A 24,479-nucleotide genomic window follows, 5' to 3' on the forward strand; every position below is an offset into this window, starting at 1 on the left:
ATAATCACAAACAAACAAAAAACATGCTTGTATAACAAAACACCAGTAGCACATTCAATGCTCAACCAAGAATGACAAAACTACGCGCAAATCACCGTGTAGCGCATTCGAAGCCAAAGCAATGAATGTTACAGCTACGCGCAAATAACGCCGTGTAGCGCATTCGAAGCCAAAGCAATGAATGTTAAAGCTACGCGCAAATAACGCCGTGTAGCGCATTCGAAGCCAAAGCAATGAATGTTAAAGCTACGCGCAAATAAAATGACCAGTTCAAGTGAGGTTTTCCTGTCCGGTGGCTATGGCGGGGCGCCCCCACCCGATCCCATCCCGAACTCGGAAGTGAAACGCCCCTGCGCCAATGGTACTTCGTCTTAAGACGCGGGAGAGTAGGGCGCCGCCGGACATGATAACCTCACACACACACTTCAAATTCAAACAAACACATAAAAACCTCCCAAAATACAAACTAGCTTCATTCAGCAACGCACGTACAAACGGCAGCATGCGCGCATCGTTGTCTAAGTGCGCGCTAAACAGCACCCGCACCCGCGCAGATCACCCGTACGCACAAAACTCCACGACCGCGCATAACACCACGACCAAAATCAAATATTCATGGACGGTCACAAAGAGCTCAAAGTGTTACTCTCGCTTAATGCATGAAAATACACTATAGAAGCAAAAAACTTCAGCGTTAGAGTAATGCATGGCAGCTTGCAAAGATCGTAAGATTTCCTTTGATGACGTATCAATTGCGCGTGATGGTTCACCTGTTGTTCGTGATTTCACTTGTGAACTCGAAGGCGAACGCATCGGCATTATCGGTAGAAACGGATCCGGCAAAAGCACGCTCATTCGAAGTATTAACGCCCTCCTACCAATTAGTGCTGGGCAGTTATCTGTACATGGTCTTTGTTCGGCGGAAGACGGTAGGGCCTTACTAGAATATGTGGGTTTCGTTTTTCAAAATCCCGATCACCAGATTATATTTCCAACAGTGCTAGAGGAAGTTAGCTTTGTTCTCAGACAAAAAGGACTTGGGAAAACAGTTGCTGATAAGCAAGCGTTCGCGTTTCTTTGTGACCATGGCGTTGGGCAACTTGCGGATAAGCCCATCTTGTCCTGTTCTGAAGGGCAAAAGCAATATTTAAGTATTCTTGCAGTCCTGATTGGTGAACCTGAGGTCCTCATACTAGATGAGCCCTTTTCCAGTCTGGATTTAAGAAATTCTCGTTTGTTGGCGCGTGAACTTGAGCAACTGACGCAGCAGGTTATTTTTGTAAGTCATGATCTTTCCCTACTTGCCGACTATGATCAAGTCTTGTGGATGGAAGAAGGCCGTCTGAAAGCGCTCGGGAATGCTGGAGATGTTTTGAAGGACTATGAAGAGGCGGAACTTGGCGCCCTGAACAATCCCGATTTTAGATGGGCATCGGCATGAGGGCGGCATTTTTGCCCAATGTTAGTTGGGCGCACAATGTTCCTGTACGAGCCAAGTTGTTGGCTTTGTTTGTTATTTCGACATTCTTCTTGCCTTTTTCTTCGGTTGTCAGCATGGGGTGCCTCGCGGTACTTGCGTTTGGTCTCTATATTAGTGTTGGTAAACAGGGACTTGTTGCGCTGCGCACTCTTTCCCCTTTGCTCTATATAGTGGCAATTATCATCGGCTTTCATTATCTCAATGGGACATTGTGGGAAGGCGTTGTTGCGGGACTGCGCATGATTGGAATGGTATTGCTTGCAAATTTTGTAAGTATTACTAGTAGGATGAATGAGCTAATGGATGCTGTGATGCCGCTGTGCCGCCCCTTACGCCTGTTTGGTCTGAGTGAGCGTCGCGTTGCACTGGCATTTGCTTTGATGATCCGGTTTGTTCCTGTGTTGTTGGCGATCTATAGTGGCTTGCAAGAAGCATATCGAGCTCGCTCTGGTAGGCGGAATAGCTGGAGGTTGATAGCGCCATTTGTATTGCGAACACTTAAAATGTCGGAGAGTGTTGCCGAAGCTTTGAGTGCGCGTGGTGGCGCTGATGGATTTAGATAGAGATTGAATATTGGGGAATAATATGAGAAACGATCGCTCTTTGGTTCTGATTGCATTGTTTGCGGCGCTAATTGCCGCGCTTGGGCAAATGCCTAAGTTTGATGTTCCGTTTCTTGCGGGTGTACCGATTACAGCGCAAACTCTTGGTGTGATGCTGGCAGGCTGTGTGCTGGGTGCCAAGCGAGGGGCGCTTTCGGTGATCTTGCTGTTGGGCTTGGTGGCGGTTGGGCTGCCTGCGCTTTCCGGTGGACGTGGCGGGATCGCCGTCTTTTACGGCATAACCTCCGGCTTCCTGTTTGGCTGGGTGGCCGGTGCTTTTGTGACCGGTCTGATTATGGAGAAAATGCGCAGTGCAAATGCCGGTGTTGCGGCATTCCTGGCAAGTGTTGTTGGTGGCATTGGCGTGGTGTACTTGATCGGTGTACCGGCGATGGCGATGATTGGAAATATCCCTATCATGAAGGCGATCGTAGGTGCTGGTGTGTTCATTCCTGGCGACTTGATCAAAGCGGGGATCACGGCGCTGGTGGTTCAAACGCTTGCGCGCGGACTGCCCTCATCTTTGATGAGCCGCAGTAGCTGATATAGAAAGGCTGGCCTCGTGCCAGCCTTTTTCATTTAATGGCTAGACCAGTTCGCGCATGGGCTCTTTACGTGCCAGAAAGCTCTCATCTATGCGGCGTAGCGCTTTTGCTAGCACGCCGCGTTCGATCAAATCTTCGTTCCACGGCAAAACATCTATTTTAATCTCGTCTTGAAGGTTGCTGAGAAGCGAAGAGCCAAGACCCTCGCGAATGCCTGCTTCCATTACCGGATAAGCCTGAAGTGTTCGTCCGGTTAAATAAATGCTACGGAGATCAAGCATAGCCACGAGGCGCGTAAGGCCCGCACCGAGCGCAAAGCCAACTTCTCTGAAAACTGCAATTTTTGCAGCGTCTCCCTGCATGGCCTCTTCGATATGTGAAGCAATAGAGTGCCACTCTATGCCCAGACTGCCGGGGTCTGTATGCTCTGAGGCGCCTAAGATGCGGCGCTGTATGGCATAGTCACCAAGATAAGCTTCTAAGCATCCCCGCTTGCCACAGCGGCAAAGAGCTCCGCCGGGGATATGCAGAGAATGCCCAAACTCGGCAGCCGCGCCAGTTTCACCTAGGTAAAGTTCACCATTGACGATGAGGCCAGCGCCAACGCCTTGATCCATATAAATAACGGCGAAATTTGGCCCAAAACGCTCGGGATTTTGCCTGTAAAGCGCCTCAGCAATCATGTTGGTGTCGTTTGACAGGTAACACTCAATGCCAAACTGCCGCTTAATCGGCTTGACAACATCGATGTGCTTTTCTGCAAGCGCCGGGCTCCAGACAATGGTGCCGCGCTGAGTATCGACGATGCCTTGAATTGCAAATCCGATTTCCATGAGATTGGCCGATTCTTGCGGGTGTTCCGCCAAAAACTCATGCAAGGCACCGACAAGGGTTGCCGTAAAAGAAGCCCCGGACGCTTCAAGCGAAGCGAAGCGAACCTGCTTGCGTGCGCGTACATTGCCTGCAAAATCGCATAGCACGAAGTGGAGGCGATTAACTGACAGTTTGATGCTAACAGCACAGCCGACAAACGGGCGCAGGCCGAGCATGCAGCGTGGCCGACCCCTTCCCTTTGGTGCATCCGTGGACCGGCTCAGGTGCTCTTCGATTAGTCCTAAATCTAGAAGATCAGCAGTGATAGAAGTGACAGTTGCAGGGGAGAGGCTGGTAAGTTTGCCAAGTTCTATTCGTGCTATAGATTTTTCTCTGCGCAAAGAACTTAGAATTAGATCCCTGTTTTGATAACGGATCTGCTCTCGACTGCCTTTTTCCGACATAATTCTACCTGCCAATTTTGCGATCCACTGTCTCTTTATTTAGGCGCCTAAATGAAAATATGATGCAGCACAGCTAGCTAGGCAGAAACACGAGGATGAGTATTTTAATTCTGAAACCGAAAAAAATACTGCACGAAATGAGGCGGCAGGTCAATGGTTGTTTCTGTGTAAGCGCAGTCAGCGAGATTGCCCCCTGACTGCGTATGGGTTTATGCGGTTGCTCTTGGAGCGTTTAGAACCCCCCTTTGAATTTGGTCTTCTTCAATACTGTCGAACAGCGCCTGAAAATTTCCCTCTCCAAAGCCTTCATCGCCTTTGCGCTGGATAAACTCGAAGAAGATGGGGCCGACGACAGTCTTGGAGAAAATTTGCAAAAGAATTTTTGTCATGCCGCCATCTACAACTCCCTCACCATCAATCAGTATGCCGTGCTGTTGCATGCGGTCTAGTGGCTCTGAGTGTCCTTGCACGCGCTGGCGACTATTTTCGTAATAGGCAGAGGGCGGGCCGGGCATGAAGCGCAAACCGTTTTCGCTTAGTTGGTCTGTTGCATCGTATATCTCGTCGGTACCAATGGCGATGTGTTGAATCCCTTCACCGCGGTATTTCTTCAAATACTCTTCAATCTGGCTGTGATCATCCGTACTTTCGTTGATAGGAATTCGGATTTTTCCGCAAGGCGACGTAATGGCCCGGGAGACCAAACCTGAGACCTTGCCCGCAATGTCGAAAAAGTGAATCTGTTTGAAATTGAACAGATCGCGGTAGAAATCCCACCATTTGTCCATATTGCCCCGATGGACATTATGGGTGAGGTGATCAAGGTAATAGAAGCCAAGGCCTTCAGGCATTGGATTTTTTTGTGCGAGCCAGTCAAACTCTTCTTCATAACAAGAGTTGTTAGGGCCATACCTGTCAACAAAGTACAAGAGCGAGCCGCCAATGCCGATAATTGCGGGCGCATCGATTGTTTTATCATCACCTGTGTAGGCTTCAGCACCTTTTTCAATGGCGTGATTGAACGTGTGCTGCGCATCAACAACCCGCCAAATCATAGAGGGGGCGCAGGGGCCATGCGCTTCTACGAACCGGCTGGCGAAGCTGTTTGGTTCAGCATTGAGGATGTAATTGATATCGCCTTGACGATAAAGGGTGATGTTTTTGGTTTTGTGCTTGGCAACGGGTGCAAATCCCATTTTCTCAAAGAGCGCTGCGAGTATTTCTGGTTCGGCATGTGCGAACTCTACGGCCTCGAAGCCATCTGTCCCCGCAGGATTATCTTTAGAGATTTGCGCTGGTGCTGCGTCGTGTGGAAATGGTCCCATTGGTCTCTCCTCTTCGTGTCTAACTATTTCTACGTGCTTTGTGGGGAGAGCATTGTGCGAAAGGCGAGCAACAACGGCATTGAGATGCGCGAAAATTGTATATAACCTAGCTTTCATGCGCGATACGATTGAGCTAGATGGATTCGATTACAAGATTCTTGCGGCATTGCAGAGCGATGCGGCAATGACGAACCAGCAAATTGGAGAGCAGGTTTGCCTTTCTGCCTCGCAAGTTTCCAGAAGAAGGCAACGGCTGGAGGCGAGCGGTGTTGTGCGCCGGTATCGCGCTGAACTGGATAGTGCCAAGCTTGGGCTGGGCGTTACGGCTTTTGTGAGTGTCACGCTTTCCCACCACAGCCCCGAGAATGCAGAGGTGTTTCGGCAGTTGGTGTCACGGACTCCCGCAGTGCAAGCGGCCTACACAATGACCGGCGACATGGATTACCTTTTGCAGGTATGCGCCAGTGACTTAAAGGGACTTGGCAAGTTGATCAATGAACAGCTTTTGCCGAACACCGGTGTGCAAAGTGTGCGCTCGGCTATTGCATTGGAAGTGCTCAAGGATGACATGGAGTTGCCGCTTGCCGGTGTGTACCCGCGTGCCAGGGGGGGGAAATGAGCAACCTACCGGCCGAGAAAACCCAGCCGCAGGACCGGCGTTTGGGGCGCGGCTACTTTGCTGCATTGGCGATTAGCAGCCTACTTGTGTGTACCGTGGTTTCACTCTGGCTGGCGGATAGATACTATCTTGGAGTGTTGCTAGAACGCAAAGCCGCGATTTTAACAGTGCAAACTGCCAATCTGCAAAACCTGCTTGATAAGTATAGGTTGCTGCCCCCGCTCTTGGCGCGGCGTGCGGACCTGATATCTATCGTTCAGCAGGAAGATGCTGCTGCTGCCTTGCAAGCCACTCGAGTGATCGCTGGCATGTCTGGTGCAGAAGAGGTTGTGATCTCATCTTTTTTAAGCGACTTTTTTATGTCGAACCAGCCGGGCTTTAGCACTGGCTCGGCAAGCCGGCGGTTTTATGATGCTGATGCTCCCGCTATTCAGGCGGCGCGGCAAGGACGGCTTGGCCGTGATACCGTGTTTTTAAGTGATGGTACGCCCGCGAGTTATGTGTTTGCCGCACCAATCCGCCGGAAGCAAAAGATAGTCGGGGTGTTGGCGCTGCGTGTTTCGCTTGCCGAACTTGAGCAAACATGGGCGCTGACGAGGAACGCTTTGGTCGCCGTTGGACCTGACGGGCAAGTCGTGGCGAGTAATCGAGTAAAGTGGCGGCAAGGTGTTATTCCCTTTCGTTCATTTGAGAAGGATGCAGCGAGGAAACTTGGGGTTTCGGTGCCTGCGTCTGGTCCACCAACGCAAAGTGCATTTGGCCGGTTTAAAGGCGAAGAACAAGGCGGCCCGGAATGGCTGAAGCTTTCGAAGGAACTGCCAGTGATTGGCTGGCGGGTTGATATGTACAGCTCAACAAAGGAAGCGCATCAACAGGCCTTAAAAACCACTGTCGCGATAGTGTTGTCTTTTCTTGTCTTGCAGGTTGTCATTTGGCAGGTGCTCGAACGGCGCTGGCGGTTGTTGGCGCGATTGAAAGCGAATAGAGACGCTGCGGTCGTGCTTGAAAAAACGGTTCAGGCCCGAACGGCAGATCTACTCGCTGCCAATAAGCGCCTTGGTGAAGAAGTGGCTGAGCGCAAGGCGACCGAGAAAGAGTTGCAGCATGCACAAGCAGGGTTGGTGCAATCAGCGAAACTGGCGACGCTAGGAGAGATGTCTGCAGCGCTTTCGCATGAATTTAACCAGCCGTTGGGAGCCATCCGCACCTACGCCGATAATGCGGACCAATTTCTCAAGATGGGAAAGGTCGAGAAGGTAGAGAAGAACCTTGGCCGGATTGTTGCCATGGTGGAGCGCATGGCGGCGATTAGTAAAACCTTAAAAGGGTTTACGCGCAAAGCCGGCCGCGATCTGGATATTGTGCCGGTGGATTTGATCATTGATGAAGTGATGCTGTTGGCAGGACCGCGGCTGAAAAGCATGGCGGTTGACTTGCAGATAAGGCGGAGTGACGCAGGTCTTTTTGTGCTTGCGGGGCAGGTACGACTGACACAGGTGCTGATGAATCTGGTGGGCAATGCGTTGGATGCATTGAAGGGACGTCATGGTGCAGAATTGCGGATCGAAGTTAGTTCGTTTGACGAAAAGGTGCGTATCTGCGTGCTGGATAACGGCCCGGGGATAGATCCGACGACGGCGCAACATGTATTTGACCCCTTTTTTACAACAAAGGCTGTGGGAGAGGGGCTGGGGCTAGGGCTATCGATTGCCTATAAGATTATCAAGGATGTTGGTGGTGAGCTGAGTTTTAACAATGTAAGCGGTGGCGGCGCTTGCTTTGTGATTGAGCTGCAGCGCGCGTATGAGCGGGAAGGCATGAAGTGGGAATGAGCGACGCGACGATTTTACTTGTCGATGATGACGAGGATATGCGTGATGCTTTGGCAGAGGGGCTCGAGCTGGCAGGTTTTCACGTGCAAGCCTACGGGGCACCAGAAGCGGCGTTGGAGCAGATTTCGCACGAGTTTAACGGTGTGCTGGTAAGTGATATCCGGATGCCCGGTATGGATGGGTTTTCCGTGATGCGCGCTGCTTTTGAGATAGATAGCGCGTTGCCGGTGGTGCTGATCACCGGACATGGGGATGTGCCGCTTGCGGTGGAGGCGATGCGCGCCGGGGCCTATGATTTTCAAGAGAAGCCCTTTGCGGTGAGCGATCTTAGCAATGTGCTGGAGCGCGCGCTGGAGAAACGACGCCTGACACTTGAAAACCGGGTTCTGCGCGAAGAGTTGGGAGATCATTCCGGACTTGAACAACGTTTGGTGGGTAAATCTGCTGCCATTGTACAGATTCGCGAGATGGTGCGCGCACTGGCGGATACGGATGCGGACGTCCTCATTCTCGGCGAAACTGGTGCGGGCAAAGAAGTGGTGGCGCGGGCTCTGCATGAAGAAGGGCGGCGGAAAGAGAAGCCGTTTGTGGCGCTTAACTGCGGAGCCTTGCCAGCGGATATCATCGAATCTGAGCTATTTGGCCATGAGCGCGGCGCTTTCACCGGTGCGAGTGGGCAGCGGATCGGCAAGCTGGAGCATGCTCATGGCGGTACAGTCTTTCTTGATGAAATTGAGTCTATGCCGCTTGAGCTTCAGGTGAAGCTATTGCGTGTGATTGAGACCCGGTCAATAGAGCGACTTGGCTCAAATAAAGCTATCGAGCTTGATATCCGCTTTGTTGCGGCGACAAAGGATGATTTGTCTCAGGCCAGCGATGAGGGGCGTTTTCGGCGTGATTTGTTTTACCGCCTCAATGTAATCACGCTGTCTTTGCCACCCTTGCGAGAGCGTAAAGAGGATATTCCAATCCTGTTTCACTATTTGGCGAGGGGCGCGCGGGCGCGGTATCGCACTGAAGTGCCACAGCTGACACCAGCGTTTATGCAGGATCTGATGCAACGCGAATGGCCGGGAAATGTGCGCGAGCTGCGCAACGTGGCGGATAGATTTGTCCTTGGGTTGGAGCGCTTTGGCGAGCTGGCACCCGTGGCGGAAGTGCAGGGCGAAAGCTTGGCTCAAATCGTAGGGGCCTATGAGCGGCAGGTAATTGCGCAAGTGCTTGGCGAGAATGGCGGAAAAATAAAGCCGACCTATGAGCGACTACAGGTTTCACGTAAAGCTCTCTACGAGAAAATGAAGAAATACAATTTGGGCGGCGAACAAGGAGAGTAAATGTGTCGAGAACGACACATTTAGGGCGACCATGTGTTGAAAGGGTAACGTGATGTAGGTCACACAACAAGTGTGCGACGGATTGCCAGAGCGGGAAAACCCTTAGCAGTCTTAGGATTGGACTAATTTCAAAAACTTGGCATGCCTTTTGCTAAGTAATCGGCACGAGCCTGGAGGGGCTCAGTTATTGAATTTGGGAGAAACCTAATGAAAAAAATTGCTTTGGCCGCGTCTGTTGCCATGTCTCTTGCTGCTGCTGTTCCTGCAGCGGCGCAAGAAGCCTGCGATGCAGGTGAGATCGTTATCAAGTTCAGCCACGTTGTTGCTGCTCAAGGGCACCCAAAGGGTGAAATGGCGAATGCGCTGGCGGGCCGTATTAATGAAGAAATGAACGGCAAAGCCTGTATGCAGGTGTTCCCGAGCTCGCAGCTTTTTGATGATGACAAGGTAATGGAAGCCCTGCTGCTGGGTGATGTGCAGCTTGCTGCGCCATCCCTGGCAAAATTTGAGGCATATACCCTTAAATACCGCTTGTTTGATTTGCCATTCCTGTTTGAAGACATGAATGCTGTAAACAAGTTCACCACTGGTGAAAAAGGGCAAGAGCTGCTTGGTGCGATGTCTGATGTTGGCTTCGTTGGTCTGGGTTACGTCTTTAATGGCCTTAAGAACTTCTCTGCGAATAAGCCTTTGATGGTTCCATCTGATGCGAAGGGCCTCAAATTCCGCGTACAAACCTCTGACGTTGCCGTGGCTATGATTGAGGCTATGGATGCCAATGCGCAGAAACTGGCCTTTAAAGAGGTCTATGGTGCGCTGCAAACCGGCGTTGTTGATGGGCAAGAAAACACTTGGTCGAATATCTACACCAAGAAATTTTTCGAGGTTCAGGACGGCATTACCGAGACTAACCACCAGTTGCTGACCTACTTGGCTGTAACTTCACAGGAGTGGCTCGACAGTCTTGAGCCTAGTGTACGCGATCAGTTCCTGCAGATCTTCAACGAAGTATCCGCAGAGTACAATGACCGCTCTACCGCGATTAATGAAGAGAACAAGCAGAAGATTATTGCTGCCGGTTCTGTTGTCCGTGAATTGACACCTGAGCAGCGTCAGGAATGGGTCGATACAATGAAGCCGGTTTGGGGCAAGTTTGCCGACGACATCGGGCAAGATTTCATTGATGCGGCTGTTGCTGCCAACAACTAATCAAAAATGATCAAGATTCCGCCGGAGGTTCGTCCCTTCGGCGGGCACCGTCCCGTGCAGTGTGGTGAGCAATGTTGCGGGCGCTGGGGGAGTGTGTGCTTTGACGCAACTAAAGAACTTTTTTGCCTCGCTTGAAGAGAACATTATCGCGTTGCTTTTGGCGGTGATGACGCTTGTGACTTTTTCTCAGGTGGTTGCGCGCTACGGCTTTAACTCAGGCTGGGGAGGCGCGTTGGAATTCACGCGTGTTTTGTTTGCTTGGCTCATTCTTTTTGGCATGAGCTACGGTATTAAAATTGGCGCGCATCTGGGCGTTGATGCCTTTATCAATCTTTTTCCCAAGCGTGTTTACCGCTGGTTTGCGCTACTTGGTGCATTGGCAATCGTGCTTTATGCCGCGCTGCTTATAGATGCAAGTTGGTTCGGGGCGTTATTCGGCCTTGAAAACAAAGGCTCTACCGGCGGGGCATGGGCGTATGTTGCTAAATTCTACAAGCTGCCAATTGGCATGGTTGATTTGCGGTTCCCCGAGTGGGCGCAAGAAATGTTCGATGTAAAGGAACGTATTCCGCGTTGGACGAGCTATATCGTTTTGCCTTTTGGATTGGCCTTATTGGGTTTTCGCGCTTTGCAGGCTTTTTGGATGATTGCGACCGGTTCTCGCCATGCGCTTATTGCCGCGCATGAAGCGGAAGAGCTGGTGGAAGAAAACAAAGACGTATTGAAGGACTAACCCCATGGAAACTGCCTTTCTGTTTATTATGGTGCTGGTCTTATTGCTGATTGGCGCTCCGATTGCCATCGCGCTTGGCCTGTCAGCCGTTCTTTATATCGCGCTGTTCTCGCATGACAGTATGAGCGCGGTTGCCGTGCAGCTGTTTAATGCCTCGCAAAATTTTACTTTGCTGGCTATTCCGTTCTTCATTCTGGCTTCCAGCTTTATGTCCACTGGTGGGGTGGCGCGGCGCATTGTAAACTTCGCGATTGATACGGTGGGCTGGATCCGGGGTGGTCTGGCGATTGCGGCTGTATTTGCATGTATGATTTTTGCCGCTTTGTCTGGCTCTTCTCCTGCCACTGTGGTGGCGATTGGGACGATAGCCATCGCCGCGATGCAACGTGCGGGATATAGTAAGGATTTTGCTGCGGGTATTGTTGCAAACGCTGGAACACTAGGCATTCTCATTCCACCATCCATTGTGATGGTTGTTTATGCTGCGGCGACAAATGTGTCGGTTGGGCGGATGTTCCTTGCTGGTGTTGTTCCAGGGACGATCGCCGGTTTGATGCTGATGGGGACGATTTACATTATCGCGCGCAAGAAAAATATGCCCGCGCAGCCTTTCCCAAAACTCTCGCAGATTTGGGCTTCGTTCTCAGAGGCTGCCTTTGGTATGTTCCTCATGGTAATTATCCTTGGCGGGATTTACATGGGAGTGTTTACCCCAACAGAAGCAGCGGCGGTCGCTGCTGTATATGCGGCATTAATCGCGCTGTTTGTTTATCGAGATATGGGCCCACTTGCCGAAGTTCCTTGGCGGCGCCCTGCCGAGAGCTTAAGCGATGCGGCGTTACGCAACCTTTGGATGATCGTGTCACGTTTCGTACCTGCGTTTTTTCATCGGGATACGAGGAAGGTGTTGGTTGAGTCCGCAAAAACAACGGTGATGCTGATGTTTATCATCGTCAATGCGCTGTTGTTTGCTCACACGCTCACGGCCGAACGCATCCCGCAGGTGATTACCGATTGGATGATCGGAGCTGGGTTTAACTGGTTCACCTTCTTGATTGCGGTAAATATCCTACTGTTGATCGGAGGGCAGTTCATGGAGCCTTCTGGACTATTGTTGATTGTGGCGCCTGTGGTGTTTCCAATAGCGATAGAGCTTGGTGTCGATCCAATTCATCTTGGTATTATCATGGTAGTGAATATGGAAATTGGCATGATCACACCGCCGATCGGACTAAACCTGTTTGTTACATCCGGGATCACAGGAATGAGTTTGGTTCAGGTTGTGCGGGCAGCTGCGCCATTTGTATTGGTGCTATTGGTCTTCCTTGTTCTCGTGACTTATGTGCCATGGATTTCAACGGCTCTTCCCACGATGGTTATGGGGCCAGAGATCATAACGCGCTAATTTGACAATTTTTTTCACAGCGGCGGCTCGCATAAATTGTATGCGGGCCGCAAATTTCGTATGCGTAAGCTAAATTTTGTTAAATTGTTAAATTTTGAAAATAACTGACACTTAACGACTGTAGTCTGCAACAATTTTCTAATACTCTTCGTCAATTTGATCATCAAGCCTATATAGAAATACTAGATTTCAGGAATTGTGTATTACAATTTTCATAAATACCCTAAGGTAATGAGTGTTGTGTTCTTTTTTTCTGTCGAGTAACGATAATGTAACCCTAGATAATTTTGTTAATTTTTTACCTGATGCATTGTTGAAAAATAGAAAATCAAAACTAAAGTATAGTAAAACACTGTTTGGAAATTTTAAATTTGTCTTTAAATATTCAAGAAATCAGGGGTTTTATCAAAAAAGCTTGTATGGACTGGTTTGCTTGCGTTAAGATGACTTCACTTATTTAAATGCTGCAATAGATCGAAGCTTATACATGAATCGCTTACCGCCATTAAACGCTCTGGTTGCTTTTCGCGCCGTTATGGAGACAGGCAGTTTGGTTGCTGCTGCTTCAAAACTCTCTATTACTGCCAGTGCTGTTAGCCACCGCTTAAAAGCTCTTGAAGACCATCTTGGCCTTGAGTTGTTTGAGAGACGCTCTCGTGCAGTCTTTCCGACTGCCGCGGCCTATCGCTACTCAGCCGAGATTTCCGAGGCGTTTGACCGGATTGCCTCGGCGACGCGCGCTGTCGAAACTGTGGGCAATCGTGATACGTTAAGCATCCATTGTTCTAACTGCTTTGCTTCTAACTGGCTGCTCAAGCGTGTTTTGGCCTTTGGTGATTTGAACGAGGATCTCTCGACTATTGTCTCTTGTGTTGAGAGTGATGGTCTGGACCCGGAAAATGGACAGTTTGACCTTTACTTCCGGCATGGTGGCGATTTGCCTGATGGCTATGATAGTTTACCAATCGGTCATGAGCGTGTTAGGCCTTTGATTTCGCCGCTCCTCCTAGAGAAAATTGGCTACCCAAGAAAACCAGCGGACTTACTTGATGCGCCGATGGTTGTTTGCAGCCAAGCGCCAGTTAGTTGGGAGGACTGGCTTCTACAAGCAGGAGTGCGCGATGTTGCCATTCGTGAGAGCTTTGTATGCGATCAAGGCGTTGTTGCGCTAGAGGCAGCAAGGCAGGGCTTTGGCGTTGTGCTTGCTTCCGGAATTCTAAGCGCCGAATTGGAGAGTATGGGGCAGTTGGTCCCGCTCTTTCCTGAGTATCAGATGGAAGGGGCTGGCTACCATTTGATGTGGCGTGAGAAGCGGCGTGAAGAGGATAAGATCGCTAAATTTTGTAACTGGTTGGAGCGTCAACTGGAAAGTGGAGATGCTTTGGCGAGAGCAAATTTGAAGGTTGTGGGCGAATTGGAGATCGCCCAATAATGGCCGAGCAGCTGCCCTTTGCGGATGGCTGCTTCAATTTTTCCTGTTCAACCTAAGCAAAATCGCCTAAAACCGGCTCAGAATAGCAAAGAGCGCCGCCCATATGGTTGCGCGCGCGGGTCCCATTGCCCGAAGAAAAGCAAAAGCCGGTCGCCATGACAAATACATCTGAACTTCTAATGCCTGCAGGTAATCTGCAGAAGCTAAAAACAGCTGTCCTTTACGGGGCCGACGCCATTTATCTGGGCACGCCGGATATGTCGTTGCGCACCAAGTCAGAGTTCACTCTCGATCAAGTTGTCGAGGGTATCGAGTTTGCCCATGCACATGGAAAGCGCGTCTATCTCACTCTCAATTTGTTCTCGCATAACAAGGATATTCCCAAACTTGATGAGTATGCCGAGACAATCCGAGATTTGAATCCTGACGGATTGATCATTGCGGATCCCGGTGTGTTTCAATATATGCGCAAGCGTTTGCCGAATGTGCCGCTACATATTTCCACGCAGGCTAATGTATGTTCTTGGCTTTCTGTGGACTTTTGGAAGGAGCAGGGTGCAGAGCTTGTGGTCTTGGCGCGCGAGGTGTCCTTCCCGGAACTAGAAGAAATTCGCGAAAATTGCCCGGACATCCGCTTGGAAGCGTTTGTTCATGGGGCGATGTGTATGACCTATTCTGGCCGCTGCCTGCTGTCTAACTTTATGGCTGAGCGCGGGGCCAACCAAGGCAATTGTGCCAACTCCTGCCGCTGGAACTACAAAGTTCGCATGCGCATGAAAGATGGCACGATTGAAGAGCTTGAGCTGAATGAGAACAATATTGATATGTTCGAGTTCCTGCTGGAAGAGGGGTGCCGCCCAGGCGAGCTTATGCCGATATTGGAGGATGGCCGCGGGTCTTATATTCTAAATTCCAAAGACCTTTGCCTGATGCCAAAGCTCAATGATTTCCTCCGTATCGGCGTGGATTCACTGAAGGTCGAGGGGCGCGGCAAGTCGATGTACTATGTGGGTGTGGTTGCGCGCGCCTATCGCATGGCGATTGATGATTACTACAAGGATCCTGAAAACTGGAAGCCGCAGCCGTATATGGACGAGATGTATTCGGTTGCAAACCGAGGCTACACGACCGCGTTTCACGATGGGCGGCTCAACAATTTTGCACATAACTATGAAGACACGCACTCGATTGGCGAGTGGGAGTTCGCTGGAATCATCGAAGAGATCACCGATGATGCGATCTTGATGCAGGTAAAGAACAAGCTGCAAGCGGGCGATGTGCTGGAGTTTCTGCCGCCGAAAGAGCGCGAGACTGTGCTGCTGCGTATCTACGAGTTTGAAAATGTGCGCAAGAATGGCGAGATAACCAGCGAGGTTCATGCAGGTGCACAGCCGTTGATCCGTATTCCGCTGAGCTTGTTTGAGTATGAGGATGTGGAGACGTTCAAGGCCCGCTTCCCGCATGGAACATTGGTGCGCAAGGAAAAATCCCTAACTGCGCAGCAGTGGAACCGGCTGAAGCTGGATCGGATTGGCGAGCGCATTCAAGAGCGTGGGGAGCCTACGGAGGCACAGCAAAACAAGTATGACGGGCAACGACATAACTTGATCGACGCCATTTCGGAGGGCAACGAGGTGAAAAAGCCGAAGTCGCCTCGCCTCGGCATCGAAGGGTGTTGCGGCCGCGGCTGTAACGGCTGTTTGATTTTCTGGCAGGATCCGGAATTTGAAAAAGCGCGCGAGCTCATGCTTTCTAAAAAGCAGGGGGTGATGCTGGATAAAAATGCCCGCAAGCATGAAGTAAGCTGATCCTTGCGTTCTCAATTGTTTTCAGGCCAGACGAACGGTCGTTCGTCTGGTCTTTTTCGTCGGTAAATCAATGATATAACGCCGATTGGGGCCGCGAATTTCTTTAGAACATTCCATTTTTATGCGCGAGTGTTTCGGGGATTTTCTGCACGATATCCCAATGCTCAACAATTTTACCCTGTGCATCATGGCGGAAAATGTCAATCGCGGCATTATTGAACGCTGGGTATTCGACGAGAGCAAAAGTTAAATCACCTTGCGCCACAATCTGATGTATTGTGGCCGGGAAACCGCCCTTTTCCAAAAAACCAAGGATAACTTCCTTGCCATTCGGCACCATTGGATTGTGCTGGATGTATTCGTCCCCGAACAGACTGGCGAGTAGCTTTTTATCGCCCGCAAAGCCTTGTTCAATAAAGGCTTTAACATTGCTTTTGTTCCGTTCGAGCGCCGCAGTACTAACCTTGAGTGCGGCGTTGCCGCCACCATCGAGCATGCTGTTACCGTTTGCGCTTTTTTCTGCTGGGGTCTCTGGTTGCGTTGTGTCCCAGTGCTCGATGATCTTGCCTTCCTCGAGGCGAAAGATGTCGGCCACAATCGCGGAATGTCCTCCTATCTTGACTCGTGAGTGCACGGCGACCAAGTCGTTTTCTGCGACTATTCGGGCAATCTCTCGACTAGGCTTCAGGCCCGCCTCTTGCATTTGTTTTATTGCTTTGGTGATGCCTGCTTGCCCATCTTCAATCTCAGGAGAGTGTTGGATGTAGTCGTTATGATAGTAGGTTGGAACGAGTGATACATTTTGTGCATCAAAAACACTGGTTAGCGCCGCTTGCACGACTTGTTTGTTAGCTTGCTCAAGCTCTCCAGCGCTTGTCGGTGAAGACAGGGCAAGAATGCTAGCGGCAAACGCTGCTGACAGGGACTTTTTAAAAAAGCACATTAGAAATCTCCTTTACTGGACGAGATATAAAATGCAGGTTGCAGCAAACAAGGCGTAGAATTCTGAGTTCGGTTATGAAAAAAACTGATAGTTTAGATATAGATGGGCATGCTCTGAGGCAATTACTGGAGATTTATCAAAAAGGTAACGTGAGTCATGCAGCGGCGTCCCTGCAGATCAAGCAGTCTACCCTAAGCTATTCCTTAGAGCGAATGAGGCAGGCGCTGAATGATCCGCTGTTTGTGCGAAGCGGGCAGAAAATGGTCGCTACACCGCGAATGAAAGAGATTGCCCCGATTGCTGAGGGGGTGCTGCAAAGCTTCGTCCAACTTGGTGCTTTGGCTCCCTATTCGCCAGAAGAAGACACCGGTGTTTTGCGACTAGCAGGCAACGCGCTGGAAAGAGACCTGCTGTTTGGTTATCTATTTCGTGAAATGCGAGCAAGTGCCGCCGGTATTCAGTTGCAAGTGAGTGGCACGGGGTCGTGGCGAGATATCGCCCGTCGTTTACGCGATGGCTTGATCGATATAGCAGTTTTTCCTCGGATGCTGGAGGACTGCGGTGACATTCAACAGCGGCAGGTGCTCAGCTTGCCCCTCTCCGTATTTTATGATGGAGAAGTTACCCGACCGCCGCTGAATTTGAATGAGTATTGTGCTCGTCCACACGCTCGCGTTGCGCACGGCGATGTGCAACTTTCTTATATTGACGTTGCATTGGAGGGGCTAGGGCGTTCGCGCAATGTGGTTTTGCAAACAGCGGATTTTGACAGTTTGCCCCTTTATATGAAGGGAACGGAAATGTTGGTGACTTTGCCAAGCGCGCTTAAGAAGGGGTGTTTTAGGCAGTTAGATTCCGTGCCTGTCCCCTTTGCGATGCCTGAATGTGAATTGGCCATGTTTTGGCATAAGCGTGACCAGCGAGATCCGCGTAATGCTTATTGGCGCAATCGCCTACTGGAAATTGCCAATGGGTCGCAGTTGTTAAACTAGGCAAGGGTTTGTTCTTTGCTTTCATAGGCAAGCCCATTTAGGTAGTGCACCGGATTGGTTCGAGCGATGGTGCTATAGGTTTTCTCGCCAAGTTCCGCGCGTAGCTTTATAGACAGAAAACACTCTTCAAAGACCTCTTGTTCACTCATGTAGAAATCTGAGCCGAACAGGGTGCGGCTGCGCAACCTGTTATCTCTTAGGAACACCTTGAGCGCGGGCATATAGTCTTCGATATTGAAGACTGTGTAGGATATGTCTGTGTAGAGGTTAGGATATTCACCAGACTTGATCATTTGCATGATTTTTGTGAGCCAGTTCATGTGGGCTCGGGCGTTGTGCGGCGCGTCAAGAGCCGCCTCTTGCCGGCTTCCCACATCATAAAAGAATTTTTGCCAATCTTGAGATCCGCCGAAATGCGCGAGACAGAGGCGCATGTTGGGATAGGTGCTCAAGATTGTGCGGTAGTGATCGGGATCTGCGTAGTGGGCTGCGGTGCTTGGCGCCAGGTCTTTGGATTTCACCCCACCGCGTGAGCAGTGCGTCATGACAGGCAGAGAAAGCTCGTCGCATAGCTCCCAGATAGGCTCAAGTGCAACATCTATCGGAAGGTATCCAAGAGGCGGGTATAGCTTAATGCCCTTGAAAATGCGGGTGCCATCCGTATGGGTTTTATCCAGCAGCTGCTGCGCATATTGGCGTAAATCAGTGCCAGCCCGACTGTGTCGGCGCGGATCAATGGCAATAAAGGGGAGCAAGTGGCCTCGGCTGTTGCGTGCAAGTTCCGCGAGCTCTTCGTGCTGTTGGTAAATGTCTTTTGCAGGCTCACCGGCACCCATGAACGCCATATCCATAGGCAACACTATAAAGCGTGACGAGGGTGGATAATACCCTGTGAGTTTGTTCAGGACATCTGCTTGACTGGGCTGCGCGCCAACCTCGAGGAAATTCGCATAGCGGCTGAAAAGGTCGCGGCTATCGAACGGGCTGAGAGCCCGCAATAGCCAGCAGGCGAGGCGGCGAAATGGCAACCATCTAAAAACCTTTGCGAGTCCCAGAGGTAGGAAATTGTCTGGCACATGATCAAGCGTGAAGATGTGCGTATGGCAATTGATAATAGGGGTCTGTTTCGGGTTTGAGTCGGACATACCTTGCTCCCAAGTGCCATTGTTTAGCGCAGGCTTGCATAAAACGCGGAACGCTAAACCCCCCAAAAAATCAGTGGTTTTTATGTTCGTTGAAGCCCCTACTTTTTAATAGTTACAAAATATTTGACAAACAGATATATGTGTAACATATTAATAACCAACCGAACGGTTGGATATACGCGGGATTTGGGAGAGAGCCGCAGCATGGATGCTTTTATTTGCGATGGGATTCGCACACCAATTGGTCGATATGGCGGGGCGCTGTCGTCCATCAGAGCTGATGACTTGGCGGCTTTGCCCCTGCGTGCGCTTATGGAGCGTAACCCAGATGTTGATTGGGCTGATGTAGATGATGTGATTATGGGCTGCGCCAACCAAGCGGGTGAAGACAACCGCAATGTTGCCCGCATGGCGGCGCTGCTTGCCGAACTGCCTGTGACTGTTCCGGGCACCACGATCAACCGGCTGTGCGGCTCTGGTCTTGATGCTGTTGGTATGGCGGCGCGCGGAATTAAGGCTGGTGATTATGCTCTTGCGATTGCCGCGGGCGTAGAAAGCATGAGCCGGGCGCCTTTTGTGATGCCAAAAGCGACGAGTGCTTTTGGCCGTTCTAACGCCGTCTATGACACAACTATTGGCTGGCGCTTTATCAATAAGAAGCTGCAGGGCGCCCACGGAAGCCACTCGATGCCAGAGACCGCAGACAATGTAGCTGCGGATTTTGGCATTACCCGCGAGGACCAAGATGCGTTCGCCGCGCGCTCGCAAGCACGGTGGCAAGAGGCGCAAGAGGCCGGGCTGTTTGCCAGCGAAATTGTACCGGTAAGTGTGCCACAGCGCAAAGGTGCCCCAATCATCGTTGATGTTGACGAGCACCCTCGCCCGGGCACGACGGCAGAGAAGCTCTCGGGCCTGCGCGGGGTTAACGGGCCAGATCTTACGGTTACTGCCGGCAATGCTTCGGGGGTGAATGATGGAGCTGCGGCATTGCTGCTTGCAAGCGAGCTGGCCGCAAAGGCTCATGGTTTGACACCCAAAGCGCGCGTAGTGGCTATGGCTGCTGCTGGCGTACCCCCTCGGGTGATGGGAATTGGGCCGGTTCCTGCGGTGCGCAAAGTGTTGGCTTTGGCGGGTATGACGTTGGATCAGATGGATTTGGTGGAGCTGAACGAGGCGTTTGCCGCGCAGGCTTTGGCTGTGTCGCGCGAGCTGGGCCTTGCGGACGACGCGGGCCATGTGAACCCGAATGGCGGTGCGATTGCACTTGGCCATCCACTTGGAATGAGCGGCGCGCGTTTGGCGCTAACGGCGGCAAATGGGCTGCAACGCAACGGCGGGCGCTTCGCACTTTGCACCATGTGTGTGGGCGTGGGGCAGGGTATTGCCATGATCCTTGAGCGGGTCTGAGAGGGAGAACGAGCATGTACGCACAAATGGTCAAATCGACCGGCGCTGCAGTGAAATCTCTGGAAGAGATGGAGCCGCAGGAGCGCGCCTTTCAAGAGCGCATTGACGCTGGTGAGAAGATTGAGCCAAAGGACTGGATGCCGGAGGGCTATCGCAAGACGTTGGTTCGGCAGATTTCGCAGCACGCGCATTCGGAAATTGTTGGCCAATTGCCGGAGGGGAACTGGATTACTCGCGCACCAACGCTGGAGCGAAAGGCGATTTTGCTTGCCAAGGTGCAGGATGAGGCCGGGCATGGGCTTTATCTGTATTGCGCGGCGGAAACGCTGGGCGTGAGCCGGGACGAGCTTTACGAACAGCTGCATAGCGGTAAAGCGAAATACAGCTCCATTTTCAACTATCCAACTTTGAACTGGGCTGACATCGGCGCGGTCGGGTGGCTGGTGGATGGTGCGGCTATTATGAACCAAGTGCCGCTGCAAAGGACATCTTTTGGCCCGTATTCCCGCGCGATGATCCGCATTTGCAAAGAAGAATCCTTTCACCAGCGGCAGGGCTACGACATCATGATGAAGATGGCGTTTGGCAACGAGGCACAAAAACGGATGGCGCAGGATGCGCTGAACCGCTTTTGGTGGCCAGCGCTGATGATGTTCGGCCCATCTGATAAGGATTCGGTACATTCGGCGCAGTCGATGGCGTGGAAAATCAAACTTAACACCAATGATGAGCTGCGGCAGAAGTTTGTCGATCAGACCGTGCCTCAGGCGGAGTATCTGGGCCTGACCATTCCTGACGAGACAGTGAAATGGAATGAAGAGCGCGGCCATTATGACTTTGCTGATCCGGATTGGGCCGAGTTCTTCGAGGTGATCAAGGGCAACGGCCCTTGCAATAAAGAGCGCCTTGGGGCGCGGGTGAAGGCCTGGGATGACGGGGCGTGGTTCCGCGATGGGCTTATGGCTCATGCCCAGAAGCATGCTTTGGCTGATGCCGCTGAATAATCATGGAAGTTTAGGGAGAGAACCCATGAAAAAAGAATGGCCCCTCTGGGAGGTTTTTATTCGTGGTCAGCATGGTCTGGCGCATCGTCACGTTGGCAGCCTGCATGCACCTGATGCAGAAGTGGCGCTGAAAAGCGCGCGTGATGTGTACACGCGGCGCAACGAGGGTTTGAGCATTTGGGTTGTGCAGGCCAATGACATTACCGCTTCAAGCCCGAGTGAAAAGGGGCCGTTGTTCGACCCCTCGCAGGACAAGGTCTACCGGCATCCGACTTTCTTTCCCATGCCTGAGGAACTGAAAGGGTTGTAAGATGAGTGCTGCAACAATGGATAAGGCCTTATTCGAGTTCCTTTGCCGAATGGGCGATAATACGCTGGTGCTCGGGCACCGGGTTTCTGAGTGGTGCGGCCATGCGCCTGTGCTGGAAGAAGATATCGCCTTGGCGAATATGTCGCTGGATTTGATCGGTCAAACCCAACTCTGGCTTGGGCTTGCTGGCGAAATCGAAGGAAAGGGGCGCAGCGCCGACGATTTTGCGTATCTGCGTGATGCCTTCGATTTTCGCAATCTTTTGCTGGTGGAGCAGCCAAACGGCGATTTTGGCAAGACGCTGATGCGACAGTTCTTGTTTGATGGCTTTCAGAGCGTCATGCTGGAGCAGCTTGCCATTTCGAAGAATGAACGTGTTCGAGAGATTGCGCAAAAGGTGGCAAAGGAAGTCTCTTACCACTTGGAGCGTTCGAGCGATCTGGTTGTTCGTCTTGGGGATGGTTCGCAAGAAAGCCATCAGCGAATGCAAGCCGCACTTGAGGATCTCTGGCCCTATGTGGGGGAGATGTTCCTTGACGAGGCTGAGGACGCGGTGCTTGCTGATGCGGGTATCGCACCACAGCCAAGCTCGCTCAAGACCGCGTGGGACGAACTGATGTTGCCACTGCTTGGCAAGGCGTGTCTGGAGGTGCCGGAAAGCGGTTATTTCCAGAAAGGTGGTAAACGGGGAACCCATAGCGAGCACCTTGGCTTTATTCTCGCAGAGATGCAGTTTTTGCAGCGGGCCTATCCCGGCGCGACTTGGTGACGGTGATGACAGAGCGCAAGCAGCAAGCAGTAAGCGAGCCGGATTTGCAGAATGTCTGGCAATGGCTGGAAGAGGTTCCTGATCCGGAGATACCGGTACTGAGCCTTGTTGATCTTGGGGTTATTCGCTCGATTGAGGCGCAAGGTGGGGAGTTGGTGGTCGCGGTATCGCCGACATATTCAGGTTGTCCGGCAACGCGGATAATTCACGAAGATGTGGCAGCCAAGCTGCGCGAGAAGGGGTTGAGCGCTTTTCGTGTCGAGGCGGTGCTTTCGCCGCCATGGTCTAGCGAATGGATTTCCAAAAGCGGACGCAAAAAACTGGCAGCTTATGGAATTGCCCCGCCGCAAGCCAGCGGGAAACCCAAGGCTTGCCCCCAGTGCGGTTCTGCGCAGTTAGAGTTGGTCAGCCAGTTTGGTTCCACGCCCTGTAAAGCGAGCTGGCGCTGCCTGAGCTGTCTTGAACCTTTTGACTATTTCAAATGTATCTAGGGTGAAACCATGGCTAGATTTCATCGGTTGAACGTAACCGCAGTTGAAAAGACCACCCGCGATGCCGTGGTGGTTACATTGCAGCCGCAGGCGAGAGAAGCGCAGGACTTTGCCTTCAAGCAGGGGCAGTACCTTACCTTTCGTCAAAGCATTGGCGGGGAAGAAGTGCGTCGCTCCTATTCGATTTGCTCCGGTGTTGACGATGGCGTTTTACAAATTGGCGTGAAGAAAGTTCCAGGCGGGGTCTTTTCCAGCTTTGCGAATGATGAGTTGAAGGCGGGTGACACCCTGGAGGCTATGGCGCCGGAGGGCCGGTTTTATACCGAATTGCAGCCTGATAACGTCAAAAGCTATTTGGGCTTTGCAGTTGGCTCTGGCATTACGCCGATCCTGTCGATCGTAAAGAGTACGCTTGCGCGCGAGCCGGAGAGCGAGTTTACGCTGGTGTATGCCAATCGCTCTGTCGGGTCGATTATGTTCCGAGAGGAGCTTGAGGATCTCAAAAACACCTATATGGGCCGGTTTACCCTCATTCATGTGCTCAAGGCTGATGCACAGGAAATTGATTTGTTTACCGGCCGCCTTTCTCCAGAAAAACTGGAGGAGCTATTTGCGCATTGGGTGGATGTGAAAGCGGCTGATACTGCCTTTATCTGCGGTCCTGAGCCGGTGATGCATATGGTGAATGAAGCACTGCAAAAACAAGGCATGGCCCGTGAGGACATTAAGTTTGAGCTGTTTGGCACCGCTGCAACCGCAACGCCAAGGCCAACAGATTCCGCTTCCGAGGCACAGGGCTGCGAGGCGACCATAAAGCTGGATGGGACAGCGCGCACTGTTACCATGGCGCGGCAGGGCGTTTCGATGCTCGAGGCGGCGTTGGCGGCAGATATGGATGTGCCTTATTCCTGCAAAGGGGGCGTCTGTTCAACCTGTAAGGCGAAGGTGCTGGAGGGGGAGACTGAAATGGTCGCCAACTACGCACTGGAGGACTATGAGGTGGAGGCCGGTTATGTGCTTTCCTGTCAGTGCTACCCGATCTCCGAGCGCGTGGTAATCGATTTTGATCAATAAGGTGGTGGGCGCTTCGGCGCCCGACCGCCATTAGGTTCCTCCGGCTTCGTTGTTTCCCAATTGCCAACGAGGCTGCCTCACTAAAAGGCGCTGCACCTTGAAAGAGGAGAGCGCCTTTCTTTTGTCGGGACTATTATGCTCTAGGCTTTGATGCCTGCAAGGCCCTTTGTAAGGATGTCTGAGACGAGTTCAGCGTATTCCGCACGTGCTGCTTCGCGGTCATCGCCATTCCACATATAGAACCAGTTCAACATACCAAAAACCGACATTGTGGTTGCTTTTACCTTGCGAGGGTTGGCTTTCAATGCTGCCGGTGCCAACTCCATCAGGCTATCGGAAACCACTGTGACCAGTTCCCGTTGGTAGCTGCGCAGCAGTGCTTGTTGCTCCTCTGGCAGATACGACATGGCATCGATTTGCACGCGGTGCTGATGGTCAGCACCTCGGTAGGCCTGCAGGATTTCTGTGAGCACATTGCGGAGGTAGGCCTCAGGCTCAAGTTCCCCGCGCTGGATTGAAGTAATCCTGTCGCGGAGCGCTTTCAGGTAGCTGTCAAGAATATCGAAGAGCAAGGCGTCCTTGCTCTCGTAATAGTGGTAGATGGCTGCCTTAGAGATACCGCAGCTTTTGGCAAGCTGACTCATGGAGGCGCGGTCAAATCCTGTTTCAGCAAAGAATTTGGCCGCAGCATCCTGAATTTGCTTGCGCTTATCATCGTGATCTTTTGCGATCGTTCTTGCCAA

Annotated in this window: 23 protein-coding genes and 1 rRNA gene; 19 read left to right on the forward strand and 5 right to left on the reverse strand. The window is 51.6% G+C overall.

The window, feature by feature from the left end; translation table 11 throughout:
• Positions 1-288 precede the first annotated feature (288 nt).
• The 4 genes from rrf (at position 289) to AYK82_RS06465 (ending at position 2,626) form a co-directional block, all read left to right on the forward strand.
• Positions 289-403: ribosomal RNA gene (gene rrf, locus AYK82_RS06450) — 5S ribosomal RNA — on the forward strand.
• A 303-nt stretch (positions 404-706) separates the two neighbouring features.
• Positions 707-1,441 carry an energy-coupling factor ABC transporter ATP-binding protein gene (locus AYK82_RS06455; protein ID WP_068312925.1) on the forward strand — a complete coding sequence of 245 codons (735 nt, stop codon included), beginning with the start codon at positions 707-709 and terminating at the stop codon, positions 1,439-1,441.
• Entirely contained in the window at positions 1,426-2,043 is a 618-nt protein-coding gene (locus AYK82_RS06460) for an energy-coupling factor transporter transmembrane component T family protein (protein WP_208976416.1), read from the forward strand. The genes AYK82_RS06455 and AYK82_RS06460 overlap by 16 nt, the downstream gene beginning before the upstream one ends.
• Before the next feature lie 22 nt (positions 2,044-2,065).
• Positions 2,066-2,626 (forward strand): biotin transporter BioY, encoded by a 561-nt coding sequence (locus AYK82_RS06465; protein WP_068312927.1) that lies wholly within the window; start codon positions 2,066-2,068, stop codon positions 2,624-2,626.
• A 42-nt stretch (positions 2,627-2,668) separates the two neighbouring features.
• On the opposite strand, the gene AYK82_RS06470 is transcribed toward AYK82_RS06465, so the two are convergent.
• Positions 2,669-3,919, reverse strand: a complete 1,251-nt coding sequence (locus tag AYK82_RS06470) for an ROK family protein (protein WP_156453281.1) — start codon at positions 3,917-3,919, stop codon at positions 2,669-2,671.
• Positions 3,920-4,113: 194 nt separating this feature from the next.
• Entirely contained in the window at positions 4,114-5,229 is a 1,116-nt protein-coding gene (hppD, locus tag AYK82_RS06475; RefSeq protein WP_068312933.1) for a 4-hydroxyphenylpyruvate dioxygenase, read from the reverse strand.
• A 115-nt stretch (positions 5,230-5,344) separates the two neighbouring features.
• Between hppD and AYK82_RS06480 the strand changes: the two genes are divergently transcribed.
• The 8 genes from AYK82_RS06480 (at position 5,345) to AYK82_RS06515 (ending at position 15,601) form a co-directional block, all read left to right on the forward strand.
• On the forward strand, positions 5,345-5,848 hold the full coding sequence (locus AYK82_RS06480) for an Lrp/AsnC family transcriptional regulator (protein WP_068312939.1): 504 nt from the start codon (positions 5,345-5,347) through the stop codon (positions 5,846-5,848).
• A complete protein-coding gene (locus tag AYK82_RS06485) occupies positions 5,845-7,680 on the forward strand; it encodes a sensor histidine kinase (protein ID WP_068312942.1) in 1,836 nt (611 codons plus the stop codon). Before AYK82_RS06480 ends, AYK82_RS06485 begins: the two co-directional genes overlap by 4 nt.
• A complete protein-coding gene (locus tag AYK82_RS06490; protein WP_068312945.1) occupies positions 7,677-9,014 on the forward strand; it encodes a sigma-54-dependent transcriptional regulator in 1,338 nt (445 codons plus the stop codon). Before AYK82_RS06485 ends, AYK82_RS06490 begins: the two co-directional genes overlap by 4 nt.
• Before the next feature lie 207 nt (positions 9,015-9,221).
• The gene (locus AYK82_RS06495; protein ID WP_068312948.1) at positions 9,222-10,223 is read left to right on the forward strand and encodes a DctP family TRAP transporter solute-binding subunit; all 1,002 of its coding nucleotides are present in this window, start codon (positions 9,222-9,224) and stop codon (positions 10,221-10,223) included.
• Between the two features lie 91 nt (positions 10,224-10,314).
• Positions 10,315-10,956, forward strand: a complete 642-nt coding sequence (locus AYK82_RS06500) for a TRAP transporter small permease (protein WP_425272565.1) — start codon at positions 10,315-10,317, stop codon at positions 10,954-10,956.
• Positions 10,957-10,960: 4 nt separating this feature from the next.
• The gene (locus AYK82_RS06505) at positions 10,961-12,361 is read left to right on the forward strand and encodes a TRAP transporter large permease (protein ID WP_068312950.1); all 1,401 of its coding nucleotides are present in this window, start codon (positions 10,961-10,963) and stop codon (positions 12,359-12,361) included.
• Between the two features lie 487 nt (positions 12,362-12,848).
• Positions 12,849-13,793 (forward strand): LysR substrate-binding domain-containing protein, encoded by a 945-nt coding sequence (locus AYK82_RS06510; RefSeq protein WP_082733792.1) that lies wholly within the window; start codon positions 12,849-12,851, stop codon positions 13,791-13,793.
• A 155-nt stretch (positions 13,794-13,948) separates the two neighbouring features.
• Positions 13,949-15,601: a U32 family peptidase gene (locus AYK82_RS06515; RefSeq protein ID WP_068312954.1), complete on the forward strand. Its 1,653-nt coding sequence runs from the start codon at positions 13,949-13,951 to the stop codon at positions 15,599-15,601.
• Between the two features lie 103 nt (positions 15,602-15,704).
• On the opposite strand, the gene AYK82_RS06520 is transcribed toward AYK82_RS06515, so the two are convergent.
• Positions 15,705-16,439, reverse strand: a complete 735-nt coding sequence (locus AYK82_RS06520) for a nuclear transport factor 2 family protein (RefSeq protein ID WP_208976417.1) — start codon at positions 16,437-16,439, stop codon at positions 15,705-15,707.
• 179 nt (positions 16,440-16,618) lie between these two features.
• On the opposite strand from AYK82_RS06520, the gene AYK82_RS06525 reads away from it, so the two are divergent.
• Positions 16,619-17,536 carry a LysR family transcriptional regulator gene (locus tag AYK82_RS06525; RefSeq protein WP_068312965.1) on the forward strand — a complete coding sequence of 306 codons (918 nt, stop codon included), beginning with the start codon at positions 16,619-16,621 and terminating at the stop codon, positions 17,534-17,536.
• Here AYK82_RS06525 and AYK82_RS06530 read toward each other — a convergent pair.
• Positions 17,533-18,681 (reverse strand): amidohydrolase family protein, encoded by a 1,149-nt coding sequence (locus AYK82_RS06530; RefSeq protein ID WP_068312968.1) that lies wholly within the window; start codon positions 18,679-18,681, stop codon positions 17,533-17,535. The two genes, AYK82_RS06525 and AYK82_RS06530, sit on opposite strands and share 4 nt — an antisense overlap.
• A 204-nt stretch (positions 18,682-18,885) precedes the next feature.
• Between AYK82_RS06530 and pcaF the strand changes: the two genes are divergently transcribed.
• Genes pcaF through paaE form a run of 6 tightly spaced genes read left to right on the forward strand, consistent with a single transcriptional unit; the run spans position 18,886 to position 23,736 of the window.
• On the forward strand, positions 18,886-20,088 hold the full coding sequence (pcaF, locus tag AYK82_RS06535; protein WP_068312971.1) for a 3-oxoadipyl-CoA thiolase: 1,203 nt from the start codon (positions 18,886-18,888) through the stop codon (positions 20,086-20,088).
• Between the two features lie 14 nt (positions 20,089-20,102).
• Positions 20,103-21,092 (forward strand): 1,2-phenylacetyl-CoA epoxidase subunit PaaA, encoded by a 990-nt coding sequence (paaA, locus tag AYK82_RS06540; protein WP_068312975.1) that lies wholly within the window; start codon positions 20,103-20,105, stop codon positions 21,090-21,092.
• 25 nt (positions 21,093-21,117) lie between these two features.
• Positions 21,118-21,402 carry a 1,2-phenylacetyl-CoA epoxidase subunit PaaB gene (gene paaB / locus AYK82_RS06545; RefSeq protein ID WP_068312978.1) on the forward strand — a complete coding sequence of 95 codons (285 nt, stop codon included), beginning with the start codon at positions 21,118-21,120 and terminating at the stop codon, positions 21,400-21,402.
• A 1-nt stretch (position 21,403) separates the two neighbouring features.
• A complete protein-coding gene (paaC, locus tag AYK82_RS06550; protein WP_068312980.1) occupies positions 21,404-22,171 on the forward strand; it encodes a 1,2-phenylacetyl-CoA epoxidase subunit PaaC in 768 nt (255 codons plus the stop codon).
• A 5-nt stretch (positions 22,172-22,176) separates the two neighbouring features.
• Positions 22,177-22,662, forward strand: coding sequence for a 1,2-phenylacetyl-CoA epoxidase subunit PaaD (paaD, locus tag AYK82_RS06555; protein ID WP_068312981.1), 486 nt, complete (start codon positions 22,177-22,179; stop codon positions 22,660-22,662).
• A 9-nt stretch (positions 22,663-22,671) separates the two neighbouring features.
• Positions 22,672-23,736 carry a 1,2-phenylacetyl-CoA epoxidase subunit PaaE gene (paaE, locus tag AYK82_RS06560; protein WP_068312982.1) on the forward strand — a complete coding sequence of 355 codons (1,065 nt, stop codon included), beginning with the start codon at positions 22,672-22,674 and terminating at the stop codon, positions 23,734-23,736.
• Between the two features lie 140 nt (positions 23,737-23,876).
• On the opposite strand, the gene AYK82_RS06565 is transcribed toward paaE, so the two are convergent.
• The gene (locus AYK82_RS06565) at positions 23,877-24,479 is read right to left on the reverse strand and encodes a TetR/AcrR family transcriptional regulator (RefSeq protein WP_068312987.1); all 603 of its coding nucleotides are present in this window, start codon (positions 24,477-24,479) and stop codon (positions 23,877-23,879) included.

The organism is Polycladidibacter hongkongensis (genome assembly GCF_001561995.1).
Classification (GTDB): Bacteria; Pseudomonadota; Alphaproteobacteria; order Rhizobiales; family Stappiaceae; genus Pseudovibrio; species Pseudovibrio hongkongensis.